A 13,111-nucleotide genomic window follows, 5' to 3' on the forward strand; every position below is an offset into this window, starting at 1 on the left:
TCAACGGCGTCCGACGGCGAGCGGGTCCGTGCCGGCAACCTGTTCGAGCCGCTGCATGAGGGTGGCCTGGCCGTCGGTGACGTCCCGGAAGAGGGTGCTGCGGACGATCTGGCGTTCGCGCGGGCTGAGCCCGAGCAGCTCGACGTTGCGGAGAAGCCGGTCGATTCCGTTCAGATAGTCGGCGGCCTGTGCCCAATCGGGCGACTCGTTGACGAACCTTCGGAAGCCTTCGGGGTCGAAGGCGTCTCCCGGTTCGGCCTCGCTGTAGGCTTCGAGGGCGGCGTTGAGGGTGGAGGCGATGAGGGGGAGTCGCCGTTGGATTTCGGCGAGGCGAGCCTCGTTGCTGTCGCTCTCGCCAGGCGCGTCGCCGAGGACAAGATCGCGATAGGCATCAAGGACGGCCTGCACGACCTCGCTGGAGAGACGGTTCACCGTGACCTCGGCGCGTGAGACGGCGACAGCGCGAGGGACGTCGTTGTAGAGCGCGCGGCCGATGAGTGCCTCGATGAGCGTGCCGAGGTCGGGATCGCGCGGGGCGAGGCCGAGCTGCTGGAGTTCGTCGCGGGCTGCGCGGCCGACGGCGGTGTCCTGGGAGACGCGAGCACTCTGCGATTCCCTCGGCGCCGCGCCGGCGATGGCCTCGGAGACGTTCGCGTTGGTCGGTCCGCTGGAGCGGAGGTCAAGGCCCGAGGCGAAGAGGTCCGCGGTTACCGCGCCGAAGGCGCGGAAGGGGAAGCCGGTAACGGTTGCCGAACCGCCCGCGCCGTCGTTGGTAGCGAAGGTGGGGATCGGACCGGAACCGAGCACCTGCGGAACGACGGAGTACGCGATGGACTGGGCGGCGACCACGTCCACGCCGTCGTCGGTATCGACGGCGCCGATGTTGGCGAGGACGGGGCCTGCTTCGCGGGTCTGGATGAAGATGGCGGGGGCGGCCACGTCGATGGTGGTGAGAGCGGTGAGGTCGCCGTGGATGACCGTGCCTCCCGCGGTGAGGGAGATCGCACCGACGGCGCTGAGTTTCTCGTTCTGTCCCATGCGGAAGTCGCCCGCGAGTGTGGCGGACATGCCGTTCGGCGCCCAGATGGTGGCCCACGCGGGGATGCCGATGCGACCGTTGACGGCGCGGGACTCGGAGAACATGAGGTGGAGGTTGTCGAGTGGCGCGGCCGCGCCGACTGGCGCGTGGAACTCGACACGGGCGAGGTTGAGTTGGAGGGGGAGGCCGGGCGCCGTGTCGCCGAGGGAAGGGTTGACGAGGAGCGTGAGCGAGCGAGGATCGGCGAGGCTGTCCACGGTGTCGAGAAAGACGATCGAGTCGGCGAGCGTGGGCGTGCCGAGCACCTGGATGGTGACATCGGAGGCGACGAGGACGGGGACGGCGAAGGTGATGCCGCTGGTGGTGGTGAGGTCGCCGTCGAGGATGACGACGCCCGCGCCCTGCTGGACGAAGGAACGGAGTGGGCTGGTTGCGCCGATGCCGCCGGTGAGACGGACGAAGGTTGCGGCGTCCGTCGTGAGGAGGCGAGGGATGGCGTCAGAGTTCGCACCGGCTGCGAAGAGAATAGTGTCGGCGGTGATGACGTGGTCGCCAATGAGGGTGACGGGGGAGGCGAAGGAGACCGAACCGGAGGTGATGTTGCCGCCGAGGGAGAGGGGGCCGGCGAAGGAGACGGTGGCGGCGTCGAGGGAGGACAGGAGGACGGTCGAGCCGACGCCGTTCTGGGTGAAGGCGCCGCCGATGGCGAGCGGCGCGGTCGGGCCGGTCGTCATCGTGGCGGCGTTCGTCATGGTGGCAAGACCGGCGATGGTGACAGGGGCGGTGAAGTCGATCGCGCCTGCGGACGGTACAAGCAGTGAGGCGAGGGGGACGGCCGCACCGACGTGCTGCGCGAACGTGATGGGGCCTGCCCCCGTGGCGAGCGAAAGCGAGAATGCGCCGTCGAGCGTGCCGCCGAAGGAGATGCCGTCGGTCGCGCCACCCGCGGTGGCGAGCGTGCTGTCAGCGGTGAGCGAGACGGGTCCGGAGAAAGCGATCGAGCCTGTGCCGACCGTGCCGAGGGTCGTGCCGAGGGAGACGGCGGCGTTGTAGTCCTGCGGGCCGGCCGTGGTGATGCGGGGCGGTGTGAACGAGGCCGCCGTTATGGTAAGCGAGGCGGGCGGAGCGGTCGCGCCGACCTCGCTTTCAAGCGAGACGACGGCGCCGGGGGCGCTGATGGCGAGCGTGTGCGGGCCGTCGATGGTGCCGGTGATGGTGACGGTGGCGGGCGCGGTCCCGGTGTTGGCGATCGCGATCGGCGCGGCGAGGGTGACGGGTCCGTCGATGAGGATCGGGGCCTCGTCGAGGTTGGTGAGGTTGCCTCGGAGCGTGGCAGGGCCGGTGAGAGTTTGGCCGAAGGTCGTGGTGATGGACTGCACGTCGATCGTGGCAGCCTGGGCGGTGAACCGGGCGAGGGCGTTCGTGCCGCCGATGGCGCCGGATGCAATGAAGTCGGCCTCGCCCGCGGCGACGGCGAGCGAGTGCGGGCCGTCGATGGACTGGGCGGAGACGTTGTCGCCGGTCTGGCCGCGCGTCGTGATCGAGAGGTCGGTGGTGATGGTCGCGGGGCCGTTGAGCGTGATCGCGCCGGCGGCGTGTGCGGTGAGATCGCCGTTGAGCGTTGCCGCGCCGCTGTAGGCCTGCGGGCCGTTGGTATCGACGCTCGGGAGCGAGATTGCCGCGGCGGTGGCGTTGATGGAGGTTGGTCGTGCGGAGTCGCCGATCGCCCCGGCGAAGGTGGCCGCGCCGCCCCCGGCGTTGACGGTGAGGGCGTGCGCGCCGTTGGTGGTTCCGGTGACGGTGAGGTCGTCGCCGGGTGCGCCGGCGGTGGCGAGAACGACGCTGCCGGCGAGGGTGAGCGGGCCGTCGATGGTGATCGCACCGGCAGTGAGGGTGGTGAGATTGCCGTTGAGCGCGGTCGCGCCCGTGTAGGCCTGCGGGCCCGAGGTGCGGACGGAGGGAAGATCGATCGCGCTGCCGGAGAACACGACGGAAGCGAGGGGCGTGGTTGCGCCGACGGCCTGCTGGAGGGTGATCGTGCCCGTGCCGGCGGTGATCGGGAGGGCGTTTGCACCATCGACCGTGCCGGTGATGAGGACATTGCCGGGACCTGCGCCGGTGTCGATGAGCGCGCCCGCGCCGACGATGACCGCGTCGTCGATGGTTACGTTCGTTCCGGCGGTGATGATGGGAGCGTGGAGGGAGGTGGTCGCGCCGGCGCCGTGGAGGAGGAAGGAGGCATTGCCGGTTCCGGTGAGCGTGCCGGCGACGGTGATGCCGCCGCCGGAGGGCGTGCGGATGGTCGTGGGATCGCGGAAGGTGGCGCTGCCGATGACGATGGCGTGGCGGCCGTCGGCGCGGCCGATGGTGATGGAGGAGAAGCCGTCGGCGAGAGCGGCGAGGTCGGTATCGCCCAGGTCGAGCGTGCCCGTGCCGCCGGCGGGCGAGCCGATATCGATCGAGACGGTCGAGGCGGTGGGACGGAGGAGCAGCGTCGATGAGCCGGTGAATGAGTTCGCGCCGCCGAGGAAGTCGATCTCGTCGGCGGTGAGGGTGATGGCGCGGCTGCCCGCGGCGGCGGTGTTGAGGAAGGCGATCGATCCGCCGAGCAGTTCGACCGGCTGTGTGAAGGTGACGGGGCCTGCGAAGGAGATCGGGGCGCCGGTGGCAGCGACGTTTGCGCCGATGCTGACCGCGCCGCTGCCAGTCTGCGCGAGGCCGCCGGAGGCGATGACGGGCGCGCCGGCGGCGATGGTGAACTGGCCGGAGTTGGCGGCGGTGATCGCGCCGCCGCCGGAGACGGTGGCGTCGTCGCCGAAGGTGAGCGCGGAGCCGGTGAAGACGAAGCCGGCTGGGCCGGATGTGTCGAGGATGCCGTTGAAGATGGTTGCGGATTGGCCTGCGGCCTGGGCGAAGGAGAGCGCGCGGAACGCAGCGGAGGCAGTGACATTGCGTGCGTTTGTGATGGCGATCGCGCCGGGGCGAGTGGTACCGCCGACGACTCCCGTGAACGTGATGTCTCCTGCCGTGCCGGCGTTGATGGTGAGGTTCTGGCCGCCGGCCGTGGTGCCGTTGAGGGTGGAGGCGAAGGCGACGTTCGCGCCGGAGCCGGAGTTGGCGGTGTTGATGGTGCGGTTGCCGACGAGGGTGACGGGCCCGTTGAAGGTGACGGTGCGGCTGCTGGTGGCGACGTTGCCGCCGAGGCTGGTTGGCGCGTTGAAGGTGAGCGGGCCGCCGGTGGAGGTCACTGCGCCGCCGAGGCTGATGGAGGCGGTGGTGATGCTTGCGCCGTTCGCTCCGGTGAGGTTGAGCGAGCCGAGGAAGCGGGTGAGTCCCTGACCCGCGCTCTGGAGGAAGGAGAGGGCGTTGAACGCGGCCGAGGCGGAGAGGTCGTCGGCGTTGGTGATGGTGACCGCGCCGAGGCGGGTCGTGCCGCCGACCACGCCCGTGAAGTTGATGTCCCCGGCGGTGCCGGCGTTGATGGTGAGGCTCTGGGCGGAGTCGGTCGTGCCGTTGAGCGTGGATGCGAAGGCGACGTTCGCGCCGGAGCCGGCGTTCGCGGTGTTGACGGAGCGGTTCCCGACGAGGGTGACGGCGCCGTTGAACGAGACGGCGTGGCTGTTGGTAAGGACGTCGCCGCCGAGGCTTGTGGGACCGGTGAAGGTGACCGCACCGGCGGTGGAGGTCACCGTACCGCCGAGGCTGATGGAGGAAGACGTGATCGAGATGCCGCCGGAGCCGTTGACGTTCAGCGTGTTGAGGAAGGACGTGAGGCCCTGGGCGGCGGCCTGGTCGAAGGACGCCGCGTTGAAGGCGGCGGCGGCGGTGACGTTGCGAGCGTTCACGACACTGACCGCGCCGAGGCGTGTGGTCGCGCCGACGGCGGCGTTGAAGGCCGCGTCGCCGCCGGTGCCGAGATTGAGCGTGAGGCCCTGGACACCCGCGTTGAGGGCGTTGAGTGTGCCGCCGAAGGTAACGTTCGCGCCCGCGGGCGAGCCGCTGGTGGTGTTGATGGCGAGGGTAGTGTCGAGACGGACTGGGCCTGTGAAGGTAAGCGAGTCGCCGGTGGTGGTGATGTCGCCGCTGAGGCGGATGAGTCCGTTCGGCGCTGCGAAGGTGATGGGGTAGGTGACGGAGAGCGAGCCGACGTTGAACTCGTGTGCGCCGGTGCCGACGCGGCCGATGGTGACGCCGGCGACGGTCGATGCGATGGCGGCCATGTCGGTGTCGCTGAGGTCCAGCGTGCCCGTGCCGCCTGCGGGGGAGCCGACGTCGATGGAGACGGCGTCGCCTGTGGGACGGAGGAAGATGGAACCGGTGCCGGTGATGCTGGCCGCGCCGCCGGTAAGGTCGATCTCGTCGGCGGTGAGGGTGAGCGTGTTCGCGCCGAACTGGGTAGCGGCGAGGGAGAGCGTGCCGGAGCCGGCGAATATCTCGCGGTCGGCGGTGATAACGGTCGTGCCGGAGATGGTGACTGGGCCGGCGTCGGCGGTAACGTCGGCGTTGAGGTTGTTCGTGCCGCCGGCGATGGTGATGCCGCCGGGGCCAGTGGCGTTGAGGAAGCCGTTGAGTGTCCAGGTGTCGTCGCCGCTGCCGGAGAGCGTGATGCCGGTGCCGGTGACGGCGGCGAGCGTGCCGGTCGCGCCGGCGTCGTTGGCATCGGTGTCGAGGGCGAGGTTGACAGCGCCGCCCGCGGTGATGACGCCCGCGCTGAGGCCGGTACGCGACTGCACGCTGACGCCGCCTGCGAGGGCGTTCACGGCGGCGAGGGAGAACTGGTTCCCCGTGAGGCTGACGCCTGCCGCGCCGGAGGCCGTGAGGACGTCGGCGAAGGTGGTGAGTCCCTGGCCGTCGGTCTGCGTGATGGAGAGGGCGGCGAAGGTGGAAGAGGCGGTGACGTGGCGTGCGTTGGTGATGGTGAACGCGCCGAGGCGTGTCGCGCCGACGGCGGCAGAGAAGAGGATGTCGCCGTCGGTGCCGGCGTCGAGCGTGAGGCTCTGGGTATCGGCGGTCGTGCCGATGAGGGAGTCGTCGAATGTGATGTTCGCGCCTGCCGGTACGCCGTTGGTGGTGACGACGCCGGCGGCTGCGCCGAGTCGGACGGGGCCGGAGAAGCGGACGGCATCGCCGCTGGTGGTGATCGTGCCGGAGAGGACGACGAGGCCGTCGGGCGCGAAGAGCCGGAGGGGCGCGTCGATGGAGAAGGCGTTGATGGTGATGGTGTGCGTGCCGGTGGCGGGCGTGCCGACGCGGACTTCGGAGAAGCCCGAGCCGATGTTGCCGAGCGTGGCGGCGGTGAGCTGGAGGGTGCCGACGGCGCCGGCGAGACCGATGGAGGTAGCGTCGGTGGAGGGGCGGAGGGAGAGGATGCCCGTGCCGGAGACCGCGCCGTTGAACTCGATGCCGTCGGCGATCAGGGTGAGGTCGTTGGCGCCTGCCTGGAGAGCGTCCGCGAAGGAGATGACGCCCGTGCCGGCGCGGAGCGTGCGCGTGCCTCCGAGGGTGACGGTTCCGGCGTAGGCCTGGTCGCCGGTGGTTCCCGCGCCGCCGTTGGGGGCGGTGGTAACGTCGCCGTTGAGGATGGTGGAACCTGCGCCGGTAGTGGTCGCGCTGAACGTGCCGAGGGCGGCGCTCTGCCCGACGCCCGGGAGGGTGATCGTGCCCGTGCCTGCGCTCAGCGCGAGAGTCTGCTCGCCCGCGCTCGCGGCGTTGATGCCGGTGGAGTTGCCGAGGTTGATGTCGCTGTTGCTGGTGGTGAGCGAGGAATCGCCGGCGACGGTGACCGCGCCGGTGACGTCGGCAAGCCCGATGGCGAGGGCCTGGACACTGCCGTTGAGGATGAGGTTGCCGGCGGCGCCGATCGGAGCGCGAGTATCGACGTTCAGCGCGGTAAGGAATGCGCCACCGGAATCGTCGGCGCGGCCGAGAAGGACGTTGCCCGCGGTCGCAGCGGCGGCCGTGGAGGTGTTGAGGGCGAGCGTGAAGCCCGCGCCTGTCGCGCTGAGGGTTGCGTTCGACAGGTCGAGCGTGCCCGCGGAGCCGTTGTCGCCCTGCTCGGTGTCGATGGCGAGGGATGCGCCGATGCGGACGTTGCCGGCGAGGGTAATCGCGCCGTCGGCGAGGAGATCGTCAGTGAGCGTGATCGCGCCGCCGGATGCGCCGCCGCGGGAGTCGGCGGTGAAGGCGGAGAAGAAGGCGCCCGCCCCGATGCCGTCGTCCACGCGGCCGAACGTGATGGCTCCGCCCGAGCCGGCGGCGTCGGCGGTCGTGGTGTTGAGCGTGAGCGTGAGGCCCGGCGACGCGGCGTAGAGGTTCGAGGAACCGAGGTTGATCGCCCCGGCGTCGCCGGTCGCACCGGCCTTGGTGTCGATGGTGATGGAGGTGTGGACGACGACGTCGCCGCCGCCGGCGAGCGTGATCGAGCCGAGGTCCGCGGCGTTGCCGGCGTCGTTGTCGAACTGGAGGTTTCCGAAGAGGCGGAGCGCGCCGTTGGTGGTCGTGCCCGAGGTGTCGATGGCGAGATCGTTGATGTAGTGCCCGCCGTTGTTGCTGAAGACGCCGAGCAGGACATCGCCGCCCGCGCCGGCGCCGTTGCTGGAGTCGAGGGTGAGGTCCACGCCAGCGGCGGAGGCGGAGACGGTCGCTCCGCTGAAGTCGATGGCGCCACCGCCGGAGAAGAGGCCGATGGATGCGCCGAACTGCACGTCGCTGGCGAAGAGGATGTCGCCGGCGACGTCGATGTCGCTGGCGATGGAGATGACGCCGGAGCCGGCGCCGCCGCTGGATCGGGCGGTGAAGCCTTCGAGGCGTTGGCCGGGGCCTGGGCCGATCTGGCCGAAGGTGATCGCGCCGCCGACGCCGCTGGTGGAGCGGGTGTCGAGTGAGAGCGTCGTGCCCGGGCCGAGCGCATAGATGAGACCGGCGCCGAGGTTGATGGAGCCGGCGTCGGCAGAGGCGGTGGAGTTGGTGTCGATGACTGCGGATGCGCCGGAAGCGATGGCGACCGCGCCTCCGCCGGTGAGTGTGAAATCGCCTGTGTCCGCGCCGTCGGCGTCGAGGAAGACTCCCGCGGTGAGCGTGAGGAGTCCCGCGGTCGTGCCGCCGGTGTGGATGGTGAGGTCGTTGACATGGAAACCGCCGATCGCACCGAAGGCTCCGAGGAGGACGGCTCCTCCCGCGTTGTCGTTGCTGCGGGTGTCGATGGTGAGGTCGCGTCCCGCGGATGGCGCGGTGACGACAGCGCCGCTGAGATCCACGAGGCCCGAAGCACCGAGGTCGTCCGGGTTGGTGTCGATCGTGATGGAATCGCCGAGGATCACGACGCCGGCGAGGACGACCGGTCCGTCGATGACAAGGTCGCCGTTGAGGACCAGGTCGCCCGGGCCGAGCGAACCGCCGGAGGCGTCGATGTCGAGCGAGGTGAGGTAGAACCCCGCGCCGCCGCCGTCATCGGCGGGTCCGATGCTGACGGAACCGCCGGAGCCGCCGGCGTCGGCGGTCGACGCGTCGAGGGTCAGCGATGCGCCCGCGCCTGCGGCGTAGATTCGGCCCGAGCCGAGGTCGATCGAACCGGCGTCGCCCACGTCGTCCGGGTTGGTGTCGATGATCGCTGCCGTGCCGGCGGCGACGATGACATTTCCGTCGCCGGTGAGGGAGAAGTCATTGCGGATGCGGATGGAGCCGGTGAGGTTCAGGTTGCCCGCGCCGGAGCCGCCGGTGCGGATGGTGAGGTCGTGGACGAACGCGCCGGCGGCGTCGTCGAACACGCCGAGGAAGACCGCGCCGCCCGCCGCGCCGGTCGCGCTGGTGTCGATCGTGAGACTGAGGCTGGTGGTGGTTGCGGAGACGGTAGCGCCGCGAAGGTCGACGGAGCCGCCGGCAACGCCGGGTGTGGATGCGGTGTCGATTTCGAGCGTGGAAGCGATGGCGATGGAGCCTGCACCGGAGAGGTTGACGTCACCGCCCTGGGTGCGGATGTCGGCGTTGAGGGTGAGGGATGCGGCGCTGATCGTCAGGCCAGTGAGACGTGTTGAGTTGCCGACGCTACCGAGCGAGACCGCACCGGCCGCGCCGCCGCCGGTTGCGGTGGCGTTGATGGCGAGCGTGAACGCGCCGTCGAGCGTGCCGGCCGGGGCGAAGAGGACGTCGCCGGCGTCGGACGAGCCGCCGGGCGCGTCGGTGTCGATGGTGAGGCTTGACGCGAGTGTGACCGCGCTGACGCCGGTGAAGTCGGCGTTTCCGCCGCCGTTCAGGGAGATGTTGCCGTTGAGGGTAAGGGATGCGGCGCTGACGGTGAGGCCGGTGAGTCGGGAGGAGTTGCCGACCGTGCCGAGCGAGACCTGGCCTGCCGAGCCGCCGCCGTCGGCGGATGCGTCGATGGCGAGGGCGAACGCGCCGTTGATCGTGCCTGAGGGCGCGAAGAACACACCACCGGCATTGGTTGTGCCGCCCGTGGCGTCGGTGTCGATGACGGCGTTGGAGGCAAGAACGACGGTCGGCGCACCGGTGAAGTCGGCGTTGCCGCCGGCGTTGAGGGCGATGTTGCCGGTGAGTCGGAGTTCGCCCGTGCTGATGACGGTGAGGGCGCCGAGCGGGACGGACTGTCCGACGCTCGGCAGGCGCACGTCTCCCGCGCCGGCGTTGAGGGTGAGCGTGTCCAGGCCCGAGGTCTGGCCTTCGATCGCGGCTGCGGGGGAAAGGTCGATCGTTGAGTTGGAAGTGATGATGGAAGCCGCGCCGCGAACCTGGATGGCGCCTTCGAGGCCGGAGAGATCGATGGCGCCTAGGTTCGCGGAGCCCGAGAAAGAGACACCGCCCGCTGCGCCGCCCGGGCCGGCGGCGTCGGCGAGGGCGAGCATGGCGACCGTGAAGCCCGCGGCGGAATCGAAGGCACCGAGCTCGATTGCGCCGCCGTCGAGACCGGCCGCGCCGGTGGAGGTGTCGATGGTGAGGGAGAGCGCGCCGGCATCGGCGGAGATGGTCGGCCCGGCGAGCAGCGCCCTCCCCGCGGTATCGTCGTTGCCTGCTTCGGTGTCGATGGCGAGAGAGGCGGCGACGACGATGGCGTTGAGTCCGGAGAGGTCCACGTCGCCGCCGTCGGTGCGGATGTCGCCGTTGAGCGTGGCGCGTCCGCCTGCGACGGTGAAACCGGCGAGCGGCGTCACGGAGCCGATGGAGCCGAGATGGACGTCGCCGTCGGTTCCCGTGCCGTCGGCGGAGGTATCGATGGCGAGCGTGAACGCGCCGTCAAGCGTGGAAGCGTTGGCGAAGAGGACGCTGCCGGCGTCGGTGTTGCCGCCCGTGGCGTCGGTGTCGATGGTGACCGGACCGACGAGGGCCACGGCGCTGACGCTCGTGAAGTCGATGTCTCCGCCGCCGCTGACGCGGAGATCGCCGGCGAGCTGGAGGGAATCGGCGGAGACGCCGATCTCGGCGAGGGGCGTCGTTGCGCCGACGGAGCCGAGCGCGACCGCGCCGCCTGCGCCTGCGCCGTCCGCGGAGGCGTCGATCGTGAGGCTGAAAGCGCCGTTGAGCGTGCCTGCCGAGGCGAAGAGCACGTCGCCGGCGTTGAAGTTGCCGCCGGTGGCGTCGGTGTCGATGAGGACACTCGAAGCGAGGGTGATCGCGCTGGTCGCGGAGAAGTCCGCGTTGCCGCCTCCGTTGAGGGCGATGTTCGCGTTCAGGGTGAGGGAGGCCGCGCTGACGGTGAGGCCCGTGAGCGGGGTGGAGGTTCCGACGCCGCCGAGCGAGACTGAGCCGGCCGCGCCGCCGCCGTCGGCCGAGGCGTTAATGGAGAGTGTGCGTGATCCGTTGACCGCACCCGCGGGCGCGAGGAGGACATTGCCGGCGTCGGTTGCGCCGCCCGCGGCGTCGGTGTCGATGGCGATGTTGGCGGTGAGCGTGATCGAGGAAACACCGGTGAGATCGACGGCACCTCCGCCGTCGAGCGAGATGCCGCCGGAGAGGATGAGCGCGGCGGCGGAGACGTCCAGGGCTGCGAGGGGTGTCGTGCCACCGAGCGTACCGAGGGTGACGCCGCCGCTGGAGCCGCCGCCGTCGGCCGAGGCGTCGATGGTGAGGGCGAAGGCGCCGTTGATGGTTCCTGGGCTGGCGAAGAGGACGTTGCCGGCGTTGGACGAGCCGCCCGCGGCATCGGTGTCGATGGTCGAGTCGGCGATGAGCGTGATCGCGGAGGAGTTGGCGAAACTGACGGAGCCGCCGTTGGTCGAGAGGTTTGCGCCGAGGGACGCTGGTCCGAAGACGGTGAGTCCGCCTGTGCCGTTGATGACGACATCGCCGAGGAGGCTGACCGAGCCGCCGCCGGACGAGCCTGCGCGGAGTTCGATCGCGCCGCCCGCGGTGGTGAGCCGGCCGACGACGAGGTTCGCGGCGAGGTTGCCGGGCTCGCTGCCGAGGTTGGCGGCGTCGTAGCCCGCGTGGAGCGTGATCGTACCGGTGCCCTGGGTGCGAAAGGCGAGGTCCGCGCCGTGGGTGCTGCCGGTGAGGTCGATGCCGCCCGGGGAATCGCCGTCACCGCTCTTGTTGCGTGTGCGGAGGGTGAGGCTGCGGTTGTTGGCGAGGAGGACTTCGGCGTTGTCGAAAGTTCCGCTGACGGTGATGGAGGAGCCGGCTTCGAGGACGATGTTGGCGTCTGTGCCCTCGATTTCGGACTGGTAGACCTCGAACGGTTCCGTGGAATCGCCGACGCTGGCGAACAGGACTTCGCCGGGGTTGCCGCCGTCGGTTTCGAGGTTGGCGGCGGAGGCGTCGGGGCTGTCGCTGCCGTCGGCTGTTCCGCCGATGATGACGATGGCGTCGGGGTCGTAGAGGAGCGTGCCGGTGGCGCCTGCCGGCGCGCCGAGATCGACGGAGCCTCTGGCGGTGAGGGAGCGTTTGCCGGAGACCTCGGCGAACCCGCCGTCGCCTGTGAGCGTTCCGCCGCGCGCGCTGATGGAGCCGTGGAAGCGTGTGGCGTCGTCGGCCCAGACGATGACGGCGCCGCCGTCGCCGGCGGTGAGGGCGTCCGCGGTGAGCGAGGCGTCGGCGGTGACGACGGTCTGCGAGGCGCGGCGTGTGTCGCCCCCCCCCTGGAGCTCACCGCCGACGAGGATCGTGCCGCCGCCGGCGTCGCCGGAGGCGTCCACGCGAGCGTTGCTGACGGCGACCCGATCTCCCAGGAGTTCGACGCGGCCTCCTTTCGTGCCGGGTGCGCGGGCGGAGGCGTCGATCTCGCCGGAGACGAGCGTGGTCGCCGCGCTCTCGACGGTGACGTGGGCTGCCTTGACGCGGGAGGAATCGAAGAGCACGACGCCGTAGATGTCACCCGCGCCGAGGCGCGCGCGTTGCGCGCGGACCTCGCCGGCGTTCTCGACGCCGCCGGTGGCGCCGTGGGCGGGCTTGCTGACGCGGGCGTAGACGCTGCTGCCGGACTCGCCGACGAGAATCTCGTCGGCGGAGGCCATGACGACGACGCCGTCGGCGACGATGCACCCGAAGTTGGCGACGCGCCTGCCGAGCAGGTAGGCGGCGTCGGCCTGGATGACGCCTCGGTTGACGACCTCGCCCTTGAGGTCGTAGAAGCGGTCGATCCCGCGGATGAAATCGGCGTTGGTGATGGAGCCTGCGGCGGCGTAGATGGCGCCGGCATTGACGATCGCGCCGTCACCGAAGTAGACGCCGGCGGGGTTGGTGATGTAGACGCGGCCGTTGGCGAGGAGCGTGCCATCGATGTGCGTCGGGAGCGCACCGGTGACGCGGTTGAGAACCCGGCTGGAGGCGTCGGGCTGGACGAAACGGACGGTCTCGTGCGGGGCGATGCCGAAGGCGTTGTAGTTGATGACGGCGGTGTGCGAGGTGTGGATGACCGTGGTCGCGCCGCTGCGGGAGAAGGAGGCGGACCCGTGGACGACGCGCGGTCCGTCCGGCCCGGCGAGCGCGAGCGGGCCGCACAGGACGCTGAGCAGCGGGCTGATCGACAGCGCTCCGCGCGCGGGGCGTCGCACGGCGGGGCAGTCATGACGGGTTCTCGATTGCTTCGACATGGCTCCGCCCTTTCGCGGCCGGCGCGCCCGG

General features: G+C 70.7%; 1 protein-coding gene. It reads right to left on the reverse strand.

What is annotated here, in order from left to right:
* Positions 1–13,080, reverse strand: coding sequence for a filamentous hemagglutinin N-terminal domain-containing protein (locus FBT69_05260; protein MDL1904210.1), 13,080 nt, complete (start codon positions 13,078–13,080; stop codon positions 1–3).
* Positions 13,081–13,111: the final 31 nt, after the last annotated feature.

Origin of the sequence: Synechococcales cyanobacterium CNB, from assembly GCA_030263455.1 — a bacterium.
GTDB lineage: Bacteria > Planctomycetota > Phycisphaerae > Phycisphaerales > UBA1924 > CAADGN01.